Annotated in this window: 13 protein-coding genes; 5 read left to right on the forward strand and 8 right to left on the reverse strand. The window is 44.3% G+C overall.

Annotation, left to right across the window (positions count from 1 at the left end; genetic code table 11):
* Positions 1-133: 133 nt before the first annotated feature.
* On the reverse strand, positions 134-988 hold the full coding sequence (gene purU / locus ACMXYS_RS12405) for a formyltetrahydrofolate deformylase (protein WP_415888885.1): 855 nt from the start codon (positions 986-988) through the stop codon (positions 134-136).
* Positions 989-1,098: 110 nt separating this feature from the next.
* Entirely contained in the window at positions 1,099-1,437 is a 339-nt protein-coding gene (locus ACMXYS_RS12410; RefSeq protein WP_415896699.1) for a 4a-hydroxytetrahydrobiopterin dehydratase, read from the reverse strand.
* A gap of 105 nt (positions 1,438-1,542) precedes the next feature.
* Here ACMXYS_RS12410 and ACMXYS_RS12415 point away from each other — a divergent pair, with 105 nt between their 5' ends.
* The 4 genes from ACMXYS_RS12415 to ACMXYS_RS12430 all read left to right on the forward strand — a co-directional run bounded on the left by ACMXYS_RS12415 (position 1,543) and on the right by ACMXYS_RS12430 (position 7,498).
* A complete protein-coding gene (locus tag ACMXYS_RS12415) occupies positions 1,543-3,063 on the forward strand; it encodes a thymidine phosphorylase family protein (RefSeq protein WP_415896700.1) in 1,521 nt (506 codons plus the stop codon).
* A gap of 1 nt (position 3,064) precedes the next feature.
* Positions 3,065-3,943 carry a ribose-phosphate pyrophosphokinase gene (locus ACMXYS_RS12420; RefSeq protein ID WP_415896701.1) on the forward strand — a complete coding sequence of 293 codons (879 nt, stop codon included), beginning with the start codon at positions 3,065-3,067 and terminating at the stop codon, positions 3,941-3,943.
* 2 nt (positions 3,944-3,945) lie between these two features.
* Positions 3,946-4,521: an alpha-ketoglutarate-dependent dioxygenase AlkB family protein gene (locus ACMXYS_RS12425; protein WP_415896702.1), complete on the forward strand. Its 576-nt coding sequence runs from the start codon at positions 3,946-3,948 to the stop codon at positions 4,519-4,521.
* 325 nt (positions 4,522-4,846) lie between these two features.
* Entirely contained in the window at positions 4,847-7,498 is a 2,652-nt protein-coding gene (locus tag ACMXYS_RS12430) for an EAL domain-containing protein (protein WP_415896703.1), read from the forward strand.
* On the opposite strand, the gene ACMXYS_RS12435 is transcribed toward ACMXYS_RS12430, so the two are convergent.
* Positions 7,495-7,941 (reverse strand): flavodoxin, encoded by a 447-nt coding sequence (locus tag ACMXYS_RS12435; protein ID WP_415892198.1) that lies wholly within the window; start codon positions 7,939-7,941, stop codon positions 7,495-7,497. The genes ACMXYS_RS12430 and ACMXYS_RS12435 overlap by 4 nt on opposite strands.
* Before the next feature lie 151 nt (positions 7,942-8,092).
* On the opposite strand from ACMXYS_RS12435, the gene ACMXYS_RS12440 reads away from it, so the two are divergent.
* A complete protein-coding gene (locus tag ACMXYS_RS12440; RefSeq protein ID WP_415881968.1) occupies positions 8,093-8,413 on the forward strand; it encodes a hypothetical protein in 321 nt (106 codons plus the stop codon).
* Positions 8,414-8,502: 89 nt separating this feature from the next.
* Here the strand turns inward: ACMXYS_RS12440 and ACMXYS_RS12445 are convergent, their stop codons facing one another.
* From ACMXYS_RS12445 to thpR, 5 genes are all read right to left on the reverse strand, one after another.
* Positions 8,503-8,886, reverse strand: a complete 384-nt coding sequence (locus ACMXYS_RS12445) for a c-type cytochrome (protein ID WP_415896704.1) — start codon at positions 8,884-8,886, stop codon at positions 8,503-8,505.
* Between the two features lie 239 nt (positions 8,887-9,125).
* The gene (locus ACMXYS_RS12450; RefSeq protein ID WP_415896705.1) at positions 9,126-10,631 is read right to left on the reverse strand and encodes a fumarate hydratase; all 1,506 of its coding nucleotides are present in this window, start codon (positions 10,629-10,631) and stop codon (positions 9,126-9,128) included.
* 235 nt (positions 10,632-10,866) lie between these two features.
* Positions 10,867-11,715 (reverse strand): prenyltransferase, encoded by an 849-nt coding sequence (locus tag ACMXYS_RS12455; RefSeq protein ID WP_415892201.1) that lies wholly within the window; start codon positions 11,713-11,715, stop codon positions 10,867-10,869.
* A 5-nt stretch (positions 11,716-11,720) separates the two neighbouring features.
* Positions 11,721-13,079: a tRNA 5-hydroxyuridine modification protein YegQ gene (gene yegQ / locus ACMXYS_RS12460; protein ID WP_415892202.1), complete on the reverse strand. Its 1,359-nt coding sequence runs from the start codon at positions 13,077-13,079 to the stop codon at positions 11,721-11,723.
* Positions 13,080-13,131: 52 nt separating this feature from the next.
* The gene (thpR, locus tag ACMXYS_RS12465; RefSeq protein WP_415892203.1) at positions 13,132-13,692 is read right to left on the reverse strand and encodes an RNA 2',3'-cyclic phosphodiesterase; all 561 of its coding nucleotides are present in this window, start codon (positions 13,690-13,692) and stop codon (positions 13,132-13,134) included.
* Positions 13,693-13,764: the final 72 nt, after the last annotated feature.

Raw genomic sequence — 13,764 nt, forward strand, 5'->3', positions numbered from 1 at the left:
AACTCGCAAGCGATCAGATCAAGGTTAAGCCCGATGAGAATAGGTTAACGCGCAACGGGCTAATACCTTGTAGGGAGAAGAGCCAACTTATGACCCCTAAGCAGTTTTTTTGATTTTTGCGCAATTAAAATAATTAATTGAAAACAACCGTTTTATTACCCTGCACTAAGATCTTATCTTCTAAGTGCCAACGTAAACCGCGAGATAACACTGTTTTTTCCACATCACGCCCTAAACGCACCATATCTTCTGGTAGATCACGGTGGCTGATACGCACAACGTCCTGATCAATGATCGGGCCTGCATCTAGCTCTTCAGTCACATAGTGACAGGTTGCACCAATCAGTTTTACACCACGCTCATGGGCTTGATGGTATGGCTTTGCACCGGCAAAAGACGGTAAGAAACTGTGGTGGATATTAATGATGCGATGAGCATATTCAGCACAGATATCCGACGGTAAGATCTGCATGTAACGCGCAAGCACGACCGTTTCCGCAGAGTGTTCGCGGATTAAACGGCTCACTTCCTCAAAATGAGGCTGTTTATTCTCTTTATCCACAGGCACATGATGGAAAGGAATATTATGCCATTCGACCATGCTGCGCAGATCGTCGTGATTGGAGATAACACAAGGAATCTCACAGTCTAATTCGCCTTCATGATAACGATAGAGAAGATCAGCAAGACAATGTGCTTCTCGACTCGCCATCAATATCACACGCTTAGGGGTAGCGGAGTCTGTAATATCCCAATCCATATTGAAGGATTGCGCTATCGGTGCAAAAGCAGACTTTAACTCTTCGAGGGAGAAAGGCAGCGTTGCCGCACTGATCTCTACACGCATAAAGAACCAGCCAGTTGTACTATCAGAATGTTGGTTAGCGTCAGAAATCGAGCCACCATGGCTAGAGATAAAGTTACTTACCATCGCCACAATGCCCACTCTATCGGGACACGCCAAAACCAGCCTGAATCTACGTTCCATTTACGTAAAGCTCCGCAAGAAAATGTGAAGTTTCATTCTAACAGCAGTTATTTCTCCGGTGGAATTGCCTAGCTAAGTATTCTTGCCCTAAAGCAATAAATTTTTATCTCTCAGTTAAATAACTGATCAGATGCAGCTGCGCAGCGGAAATCATTCCGATGTAAACCCGATATAGCATGGGTATACCAAGTGAGATGGACTCGCCCCCAAGCGGTTAATATATCTGGATGATGATTTCGAGCTTCTGCTAATTCTCCTACGTTATTGGTAAACGCTAAGGCCTCAACAAAGTTTTTGAACTTAAAATCACGTTGCAGCGTAGGCACACCGTCTACGTGAACAATCTCCCAAGCGGGCAGCGACTTCAGTAACACCGCTATTTCTGATTCGTTTAAGGCTTGGCTATCTTTATGGCAGCTTTCACAAGCTTCTGTAGCTAAATCCATCATGTCACCTCATAAAATCACTATTCCATCGTTCTATATCAACAAGGTTTTCCATCCGCTTAATCACTCATATACTGTAAGTGATACTGGGAAAAGGGAAAATCAAAGATGTCAGAACCTATGGCCCCTTTAAGCGCTTGCCGACTTGGGTTAGATACGCATCAAGAACCCACGATCTACCTTCGTCATGATAGTCCAGTTTGCCGCTCTGAGGGATTTTCTGCCCTCTCTCGGGTGATGGTTCGGACGGAACGAAAACACCTGATCGCTACCCTCAATATGGTAACAAGCAACCTTTTAATGCCCGGTGAGATCGGTTTTTCTGAATCTGCTTGGAAAAGAATGGAGCTGAGAGAGGGGAATTCTGTTTGGTTATCTCACCCTAAACCCGTGCAATCCCTCTCCTATCTGCGCGCTAAAGTATTTGGTAGCGAACTCAGTCAAGAACAACTCCGTGAAATCATCGATGATATTGTCGCAGGGCGCTATGCCGATGTGCACCTAGCCGCGTTTATAACAGCCTGTGGCTCAGACAAGCTTAGTATTCGAGAGATCACCGATCTAACCCGAGCAATGGTCGATTCTGGCAGCCAAATCGAATGGGGCTTACCTCAAGTTGTGGATAAGCACTGTGTCGGCGGGTTACCCGGTAATCGCACAACCCCCATTATTGTTTCGATTCTAGCAGCCGCTGGGTTAACTATGCCGAAAACATCTTCACGGGCCATTACCTCTCCTGCCGGGACTGCCGATACCATGGAGACTTTAACTAATGTCAGTTTGAGCCTCGAGCAGATGCGCTCGGTAGTTGAACAAGAAGGTGGATGCCTTGCATGGGGTGGATCGGTAAGGCTTTCCCCATCTGATGATCTGTTAATCCAAGTGGAGCGAGCCTTAGATATAGACAGTGAAGGTCAATTGATTGCATCAGTGCTCTCAAAAAAAATAGCCGCGGGTGCTACTCACGTTGTGATTGATATTCCGGTAGGCGAAACCGCTAAAGTGAGAAGCCAAGAGTCTGCACAAGCGCTTGCGGATAACTTTAAAGCCGTAGCCAGTACCCTAGGGCTGACTGTACATACACTACTGACCGATGGATCTCAGCCTATAGGTCGAGGCATCGGGCCGGCTCTTGAAGCAAGAGATATTTTATCAGTACTGCAAAACCAACAAGATATGCCCACAGATTTACGGCAGCGTGCAGCAGAAGTTGCTGGCGCCATGTTAGACCTGATTAACGATTTGCCAGAGGGCGAAGGCTATACACAAGCCCTGAGCATTTTAGAGTCAGGAGCAGCTTGGGAGAAGTTTCAGGCGATCTGTAAAGCCCAGGGGGTACTTAAAACACCACCTATCGCGCCCTACCGTTATGAATTAATTGCCCAGAAAACAGGCATCGTTGATCAAATTAATAACCGTAAGCTCGCTAAAGTAGCCAAATTAGCCGGAGCGCCAGCCGACTTAGCGGCAGGAGTAGATATGCATTGTAAGCTCGGTGATAAAATCGATCTGAATCAACCTCTGCTAACTATCCATGCGGAAAGCTCAGGCGAGCTAAGTTACGCCGTCGATTATTTAGAAGATCATTCGGATATTATCCAGATTATTGCTGGAAGGGAGCCTTCATAAAATGCAGCCTATTCTATTCAATTTAGAAAGTGACCACGACCTTGCTCAAGCCCTGGCGATTGAGGTCGATGCAGAAGTCGGTAAGTTAGATCTGCGCAACTTCCCTGACGGCGAAAGCTATCTGCGTATCTTAAGCGAGTGCCAACATCGCTCGGTTATTGTGCTTTGTAACTTACACCACCCCGATAACAAAATACTCAAACTCATTTTTCTAACCCATACACTGAAATCCTTAGGAGCGTCTCGCATTGGGTTAGTAACCCCTTACCTCGCTTATATGCGCCAAGACAAAGCCTTTCACCCTGGGGAAGCGGTTTCATCACGACCTTTTGCGCATCTACTCTCAGAGCAGTTCGATTGGTTAGTCACGCTAGATCCCCATCTACACCGTTATAACTCCTTAGATGAGATCTACAGTTTAAAAAGCTCCGTAGTACATGCAGCACCCATGATTGCCGATTGGATAAATCAACATATTGCAAAACCTCTTCTTATTGGCCCTGATAGTGAAAGCGAGCAATGGGTGAGCGAAGTAGCACATTTATCCAAAGCACCTTTTCAAGTATTAGAAAAAGTTCGTCATGGGGATTACTCTGTCGAAGTGTCAGTGCCTGAAATCGAACAGTGGATAGATCATACTCCCGTGTTGGTAGACGATATTATTTCAAGCGGTAAAACCATGTTAGAAACAATTACCCACCTGCATCAGCTTGGGTTAAAGTCCCCTACCTGTATCGGAGTGCATGGTCTGTTTTCTGATGAAGACTTTAATGAACTCGCTATAAAAGCCAAGATCATTACCTGTAACAGTGTGCCTCACACAAGTAATGATATTGATATTAGTCATGCGTTGAGCCAAGCCATGCTGAAGTGGATCTAAATGTGAAAAACTATGTTGCCGATGATCTGGACTGTTGGCTTGATCCTACATTTATAAATCCAAACGAAGCCGAGTATTTTTACACCTCACTATATGAAGAGGTATCTTGGCAACAAGACAAGATCCGAATGTTTGGTAAATGGGTTTCTATTCCGCGCTTACAAGCCTTTATGGCTGATTCTGGCATCACCTATACCTATTCCGGTTTAACCTTGGCAGAAAACCCTTGGCACCCCGTTGTTGCGGAGATTAAAAAGCGCGTCGAAGAATACACAGAAACCTCATTCAACGCCGTGCTCATAAATCTGTATCGCGATGGTAATGATAGTATGGGTTGGCATAGGGATAATGAACCAGAATTAGGAGATAACCCCAAAATAGCCAGTGTGTCGCTAGGCAGTAGTCGACGTTTTCTATTAAAATCGGCCACCGATCAACGCCACGAACTTTGCTTAGCCTCCGGATCGCTATTATGGATGGGCGATCAAGTGCAAAAACACTGGCAACACAGTGTCCCCAAAACGAAAAAAATAATTTCCCCTCGTATAAACCTAACCTTCCGTGAAATGAAAATTTAATATAAATCAAAAGATTAGCAGTGGAATAATCTGGTATAAATAACATATTCACTAATATTTGATATAAAGACTAACTCATTTAACTACAGTAAGTTATACTGCCGCGCACTTGAGTAGAGCCGGGCAATTTACCCGATATTTAATATGGGTTTGCCTCAGTAATAAAAATAAGTTAGCTGGACGAAACTTAAGCGCCATATTTTGATAGGTTTTTATTTCATTGTCGTCGCAGTCGGGTGAGGCTGTTCTGCATAAAAATGACAAGGAATCGCCCTATTCAGTTCGTGCAGCCAACAAAAAATATAAGAATAATTAAGACATACAAATGCACATCGATGCACCTGAAAAAGACGCTGTAAAACAGGGTCAAACTAGCGCAGAAGAGCTAAATACAATTCTGCGTTTGCAGAACCAAGTACTTGAAGAGATCGTTTTAGACACACAACCCGACTCCATCTTTAAGTCGGTTTGTCAGTTTATTGAAAACTGTGTCGCGGATAGTATCGCTTCAATCATGCTGTTGGATAGTAACAATCGACACCTGTCCGTTGTCTGCGCCCCTAGTATTCCTCAAAAATCTCTAGCACTACTAAATGGTTTAGTCCCGAGCCCAAAGGCTGGGTCCTGCGGTACAGCAGTGTATACGGGGAGCCCCGTTTATGTTTCTGACATCGAACAGGACGACTGCTGGCAAAATTTCCGAGATGTCGGCCAAGAATTAGAAATCAAAGCCTGTTGGTCCTACCCAATCCGCATTGATTCTGAACATGTTGCGGGCAGCATCGCTATATCTAGCCCCAAACCACGAACACCGACTGCATTTCATCACCAGCTTTTAGAAGCAGCCGCAAATATCATTAGTATTGCACTCAAGAGGCTAAAGGCTCAACAGTACTTGGAACATTCAGAAAACCTTTTGCAGAACATCACCAAAGCGATGCCCGGTGTTGTCTACCAATATCGATTAACGTCTGATCTCAAGCAAGAATTTATCTACATCGGCCCAGGGATAGAGCAAATTTCCGGTGTCACTGCAAAAGAAGCAACAGAAGACTTCCGCCAGTTTTGGAAACAAGTACACCCTGAAGATCAACCAAGCTTGTGGGCAAGTATTATTCACACTAGCCAGCATAAACTGCCCTGGTCTCATGAATTTCGAGTTTTTCACCGTAATGGTGACCTTCGCTGGATTCGCGGCTCATCTTTACCTGATACATCCAATAAACTCGACCCTTCGCTTTGGAACGGGGTTTTACTGGATATAACACCTGAAAAAGCATCTATCGAGCAACTACGTTTAGCCGGTATCGCCTTTTCGAGCACCAACGAAGGGATCATGATCACCGACTGCAACAATAAGATTATTGATGTCAATCGCGCCTATTCTGATCTGAGTGGGTACAGTCGCGAAGAGCTGATTGGTAAAAGCCCTTCTCTGCTTAAATCACCACGACACGATCAAGATTTCTTCCAAAATATGTGGGCTTCGCTTGCTGAAGAGGGTCACTGGCAAGGTGAAATATGGAACCGCCGAAAAAATGGTGAAGTAGCTCCACATTGGGTAAGCATTAATGCGGTTCACGATCCAGAAACTCACAAGCTCACTCACTTTGTCAGTGTGAATGCCGATATTAGTAATATCAAAGCCTCTGAAGAAAAGCTCTCTCATCTAGCACACCACGATCCGCTAACTAACCTACCTAACCGTTTGTTGTTTGGGGCTCGGCTAGAGCATGCTCTGACCCACAGGGAATCTAACGAAAAGATTGCCATGCTGCAGTTAGATCTAGACCGCTTTAAACATATTAATGACAGCCTTGGTCATAAATATGGCGATCAACTGCTGTTACAAGTAACAGAGCGTTTAAGTAAGACATTAAGCACTCGCGACACGCTTGCACGTATTGGTGGAGATGAATTCGCCATCTTACTAGAAGAATTAGAACACGCAGCCGATGCAGCAACGATTGCTGATGCTATCGTCGAAGCGATGGAGCAGCCTTTCCAACTGGATGGTAAAGACTATTTCACCACAGCAAGCATAGGCGTTGCTCTCTCCCCTGATCATGGTGATGATTCAGATACAGTCACTAAAAATGCAGATATCGCGCTTAATCAGGCTAAAGATTCAGGTCGAAATAATTACGCCTTCTTTCAACCTGAGCTATCAGAAACCGTTGAAGAGTGGATAAAGCTCGAACCCGAACTGCGTAAAGCCGTAGCTGAAAAACAATTTGTACTGTTCTACCAGCCGCAGATGGATGCGACCGGAGAAAAAATCATTGGCGCTGAGGCTTTGATCCGTTGGGAACATCCTGAAATGGGCCTTATGCCGCCGGGACAATTTCTATCAATTGCCGAAGAAATTGGCTTACTAACAAAGATGGGTAACTGGGTATTAGAAGAAGCCTGTGCACAACTTTCTCTCTGGAGAGAGGCTGGACTAAATAACTTCCGTTTAGCAGTCAATTTGGCAAGTGACCAGATCACCAAACAGGATCTTCCGTCAGAAGTTCAAACGCTGCTGTACAAATACGAAATCCCGGCAGATATGTTAGAGCTGGAAATACTAGAGACCTTTCTACTAGAACATGAAAAGGAAGCAACGGCGACTTTCCAAGCGTTGAGGCAACAAGGTGTTCATCTCGCTTTGGATGACTTCGGAACAGGTTACTCTTCGCTTCGTTACCTAAAGCAACTACCCATTACTAAAGTCAAAATTGATCAATCCTTGGTAAGGGATATCCCAAGTGACCCAGATGATGAAGCCATTGCCAAAGCGGTTATTCTATTAGGCCACACCCTAGATCTGAAAGTCTGTGCTGAAGGTGTTGAAACACCTGCGCAAAGGGCCTTTTTGGAGAAAGAAGGCTGCGATCAGCTCCAAGGCTTCTTATTCAGCAAACCGATCCGACAGGAACAGTTTACTGAATTATTACTCGCCCAAGAGCGAATTCAAGAAGTCGAATACAGTTAAAGTCCTTTAACCCACTCTATTAACCATGGTTCTGCTTCTTCAAGTGGAGCCATGGTTTCACAAGCATCAATCACTAAGTTATCCCCAATTTTTTGTGCCTGCAGCTGCTGCATTAAACTATCCATCAAATAGCCAGCTTCAGCAAAGGTATCGTAGGAACTATCACCTAAAGCAATTACGCCATATTTGACCGTAGGCATCTGCGGTAATTGATCTTGTAACTCGTCATAGAAAGACAGCAGATTATCTGGAATTTCGCCCTGCCCTGTTGTTGAGGTACAGATTAAAATCACTTCTGTTTCCGGTATTACAACCTGAGTGATTTCCGGATTACGTAATAGCTCTACTGAGTGTTGCAGCTCAGTTAACTTTTGTGAGCACATCTCCGCGACATCAAGCGCATTACCGTAGACCGAACCTACTACAACCTTAATTACTGCCATTTATAAACCTGCTTTGCATACTGATCGATGCAGTTAAATCATTTTAATGGTGGATAGATAATTATATTCGTCATTCTCACCGATTTTCTGGCAATAACCAAGCTGACTCCTACACTTAAAGGGTAGATCTGTTTATCGGAGGGGATAAGCTATGGGTAACGAAAGTCTTTCTAAATTACTTGATGAATGGGAAGGACGCGCGCGCAAAGTTAACGGTCGCAAGGAAGAACAGCTTTCCATCTATAAGAGCGATTCGGTCAAGCTCGAAGCCTTAGCCAGCATGTATAAACTATCAAAGGACGATGTTGTCGCCACCTTAATACATGAGGCGTTAAATGAGTTAGAAGCTAAAATGCCCTACATTCAAGGAAGTAAGGTGATCAGAATTGAAGATGGCGAAGAGATATATGAGGACGCTGGCCCTATGCCTCGCTACCTAGCAGAGCAGAAGAAAGTGCTTGAGGCCTCTTAACAGTAAAACGTTATATCAACAAAAAATGCCGCAAGGAGTGGTGGCTTGCGGCATTCTCGATTAACTGTAGCAGGTATTAAAACAGCTAATTAAAGTGTTTTAAGGTAAGCGATCAGGTAATCCTGCTCAGCTTTGTCAGTAATCTCAACGTGACGCATACGAGTACCTGGTACGAATTGATCGTTGCCCGCTACCCACTTACGCAAGTTTTCTTCATTCCAAGTGATATCAGAATTTTTTAGTGCATCAGAGTATGCAAAGCGTGGAAGTGCTGCTGCTTTACGGCCAAAAACACCGATCAAACTAGGACCGAAAGCATTTTTACTTGTATCTAGTGAGTGACAAGATGTGCACTTGTTAAAAATCTCTTTACCCGCAGCCTGCATCATCGCTTCATCATCAGCGATCGCAACAGAAGATAGAGATACAGATAGGCTCACAGCAAGTGCAGAAATCATTTTAGTTTTCATCATTCATTTTCCCCTAAATGAATACTTCTTTTACAAACACTCTACTCCTGCTGCAGCGCACAAAAATTGATCTTGCTCAGTTTTTTATTCACATATTTATAAAACAGACCCAACATACGAACCTAGATCAATAAAAATTAATATAGTGACAACTTATTTAGCAAAAACAGTTAATTACCTATATTTCATGCACAAAAAAAACGCAGCCGAAGCTGCGTTTTTATCACAATGCTAAATGCTGATTAAGATTGTTTAGCTATAATCTCTTTCCACTTAGCTGGGCCTGTTGTGTGAACAGACTCACCTGAAGTATCTACAGCTACAGTTACAGGCATATCCTTAACTTCAAACTCGTAGATTGCTTCCATGCCCATTTCAGGGAATGCAAGTACTTCAGCGTTAGTGATCGCTTTAGATACTAGGTAAGCAGCACCACCCACAGCCATTAGGTAAACAGCTTCGTTGTCTTTAATTGCGTCAATTGCAACAGGACCACGCTCAGACTTACCAATCATGCCCAGAAGGCCTGTGCTTTCGATAACCTGACGAGTGAATTTATCCATACGCGTAGACGTTGTTGGGCCAGCAGGACCTACAACTTCGTCACGTACTGGATCAACAGGGCCTACGTAGTAGATGAAGCGGCCTTTAAGATCAACTGGTAGCTCTTCGCCATTATTTAGCATCTCTACCATTTTCTTGTGCGCTGCATCACGACCTGTCAACATTTTACCGTTCAACAGAATCGTTTCGCCTACTTTCCACTCTTTAACTGCTTCTGGAGTGATCTCATCAAGATTTACACGACGTGTGTTGGAACCCACTTCGAATGTAACATCTGGCCAATCATCCAAGCTTGGTGGTGTTAGAACCGCTGGGCCACTACCGTTCAATGTAAAGTGAGTGTGGCGAGTCGCTGCACAGTTAGGGATCATGCAAACAGGCAGTGAAGCTGCGTGTGTTGGGTAATCCTTGATTTTGATATCAAGAACAGTGGTCAAACCACCTAGACCCTGAGCACCTATACCTAGTTCATTAACTGCATCCATGATTTCTAGACGTAGTTCTTCAACACGGTTTTGCGGGCCACGCTCACGTAGCTCGTGAATGTCGATTGGATCCATTAGGGATTCTTTTGCCATTACTGCAGCTTTCTCAGCAGTACCACCAATACCTATACCTAGCATGCCAGGTGGGCACCAGCCCGCACCCATTGTTGGTACGGTTTTAACAATCCAATCAACGATGCTGTCAGATGGGTTAAGCATAACCATTTTAGATTTGTTTTCAGAACCGCCGCCTTTAGCAGCAACGTGAACTTCTACTTCATCACCATCAACAATTTCATAGTGAATTACCGCTGGCGTATTATCTTTTGTGTTCTGACGCTTACCTGCTGGGTCAGCAAGAATAGATGCACGTAGAACATTATCAGGATGCATGTATGCACGACGAACACCTTCGTTCACCATGTCAGTTACATTCATTTCAGCATCCCAAGTTACGTTCATACCTACTTTCAGAAATACTGTAACGATACCTGTGTCCTGACATAGAGGTCGCTTACCTTCAGCACACATACGGGAGTTGATAAGGATCTGCGCCATTGCGTCTTTAGCCGCTGGGTTTTCTTCCTTCAGGTAGGCTTCGTGTACGCCTTGAACAAAATCAAGCGGATGGTAGTAAGAGATAAACTGCAATGCATCAGCAACGCTGCTGATGAAATCGTCTTGGCGGATTACGCTCATTCGGAGACTCCAGTAAAGCTTCTTGTCATAAAGGATCAGGGAGTTAAAACTCAACCATGCTTAGTGCAAACACGCCTGACTCATACCCATTTACTCTCTCTTAAAGGAGAGTTTTTACTGGAAAGGGAGTATACACCAAAAGTACCGCAATAAGGTGTCGGGCATTGGTAGTACTCACACAATCTTTTTTACTACTTAATGTAGAAACAAGGTGTGATAGCGTATTTATCTGACCTCAAAAAAGGAGCGCAGAGCAGTAACAAATGCCAAAGATCAAAAAGGAGCGCCCTGTCGCTTTGGTGATTGGTTGGCGCGACCCTTTATCTAAAGCCAATAGCTTTAATGGCTTGATCACAAAGGGAATGGATAACAATATCACCAGCGCAAAAGGTATAGATCCGTTGATACTCAAAGCCAAGCAGCCTAGGTATATACAGATCAGTAGAGCTTTATAAAGTTGAGAGGCACGAGCGTAGCCAATCTTCACCGTTAACGTCTTTATCCCTGCTGCTTTATCCTCTTCAAAATCACGTAGTTCATTACTCAGCAGAAGTAGCGAGACAAACAGAGACACAGGGATAGAGATCAAAAGGGCCGAATGCGATAGTTCTTTGGCCAGCACATAGTAAGCACCGCTTACCATCAGAACACCCATCAACCAAAACACCAAAAACACCGCTAAACCGCGACGCTTGTAGTTTATCGGCTCCATCGTATAACCAAGCGCTCCTATTATTCCGATAACTGAGAACAGCAGAAGTAACATCCCAGATACAGCAATGAGGTAACAAGCGATGACAGCCGCAAAGAGAATACAGCCTAAACCCAGATTAAAATTAAAACGGATCTGCTGTTGTGAAGCTGAAGAGAGTTGAAGATTGGGCTGAGAAAGGTCGGCGTAGTCATTAATTAGATTAACCCCAGCTTGCAAAAGCAAACCCGCCATTAGGATTAAACTCGCGAGTAAAGGATCGCCAAAGCCTTCGCGATATGCACTCAAAATACCTGTTAGACAAACAATCAAAGCCACGCTGAATGAAAACGGCCTCAACGCATGCCTAAACAGGTACTTCTCGGCGATCATCGCATTTACTTCTGACTGCTGTACTCAGGTGCGTTTGGTAGATCACGCATCAGCAATGCGTATTCTGGATCAGCATTCAGATTCATAGGAATCTTCATGACATGGCCAGAGCCTGGCGCAACATCAGCAGACTTGCCTTTCTTATCGATCATCTCATCAAGTTTAAACTTGTGATTACCTTGAGGCGTCATTAGCTCAAGTGTATCGCCTTTAAGGAAGCGGTTTCGTACATCAATCTCAAGCATGCCATCTGCATAACCAAGCACTTCACCCACAAACTGCTGGTGTACGCCTACAGAGTTACCTGTTTCGTAGTTCTGATACTCATCATGAACGTGACGACGGTAGAAGCCTTCTGTATAACCACGGCTCGCTAGGTTTTCCAGCTCATCCATCAAACTCATATCAAATGGGCGACCTGCGACTGCATCATCAATCGCTTTACGATAAGTCTGTGCAGTACGCGCCACATAGTAGTGTGATTTAGTTCGGCCCTCGATCTTAAGGGAATCAACACCAATTTCAGCTAAACGATGTACGTGTTGAATCGCACGCAAATCTTTAGAGTTCATAATGTAAGTACCATGCTCATCTTCAAAAGCAGGCATGTACTCACCTGGGCGAGTCTCTTCCTGAAGAAGGAAGATCTGATCCGTTGGCTTACCTTCACCCAATGCAGGTTTTGGCTCTTGGGCATTTGGATCAAACTGTTCTACGGGTACCACATCCCCAGATTCATCGACTTTTGCTTCATGAGCATCGTATTTCCAGCGGCAACTATTGGTACAGGTACCTTGGTTTGGATCACGCTTGTTAATGTAGCCAGATAACAGGCAACGACCCGAATAAGCGATACAAAGCGCACCGTGAACAAAGACTTCAATCTCCATCTCAGGGCAACGCTGCTTGATCTCTTCTACTTCATCAAGAGATAGCTCGCGAGATAGGATTACACGCTCAACCCCCATGGAGTGCCAGAACTTAACCGCGGCCCAGTTCATGGTATTCGCCTGAACAGACAGGTGAATCGGCACATCAGGGAAATGCTCTTTCACTAGATAGATCAAGCCTGGATCAGACATAATCAATGCATCGGGTCCCATCGCAATCACTGGGCGCAAGTCATCGATGTATGTTTTAAGCTTACTGTTATGAGGCAGGATGTTACTTGCTAGGAAGAACTTCTTACCTAACTGGTGAGCCAGATCGATCCCTTCTGCTAGGTTATCCATATTAAAGTCATTGTTACGCACACGTAGGCTGTAACGAGGCTGACCGGCATAAACAGCATCTGCACCGTAAGCAAATGCATATTTCATATTTTTCAAAGTCCCTGCAGGGGACAATAGTTCTGGATTTAGCATAGTTATGAAGGGACTAGTTAATAAAGGTATGAATTAAAAGTTAAAAGATCTGTTAAGCCAGATCTTTTAAAGGAATCTCAAACAGCGGCGTGTAGATAGAGCCATCTTCACCCAGCTTACTTTGAAATAGCACCACCGAATCAGCCAAACTGTACATATCCAGCGCGGGCCACTCTTTTGGTGCTTTAAACGTATTTTTTCCTGGCAAACGGCCTAAGGTCACATGAGGTTTGAAATCATCTTCCTCATAGTTAAGGCCCGCCTCAGTTGCCACATTGATCATCAACTCATGCAGCACCTGCAATTCCTCATGCAGATCAGGTAAAGCAGCAACTAAAGCTAACTTTTTGTTAACTTTGTAATATTCCGCTTTGTTGATATGTACCTGAAAGGAGCTAAAGTCAGCCAATTTCTCGCGAGCACATTTCTCCAATTCTTCAACCTGATTAAGATTGATATCACCTAAGAAACACAAGGTAAGATGATAGCGATCGGAATCCACCCAATTGATTTCTGTTTTGCGGTCAAACTCGCATAATGTATCAGCGTGATCAGCCAACCAACGTACAACAGAATCAGGTAGCGTCAGTGCAAAAAAAGCACGGATGTTCATAGAGGCTTACTATATCCCTATTTTTTTGAGGAATAGCGTATTCTGCCTTCAAGATGACCCGTTGGCAAACCC

Source organism: Neptuniibacter sp. QD57_21, assembly GCF_047778075.1.
Lineage (GTDB): Bacteria > Pseudomonadota > Gammaproteobacteria > Pseudomonadales > Balneatricaceae > Neptuniibacter.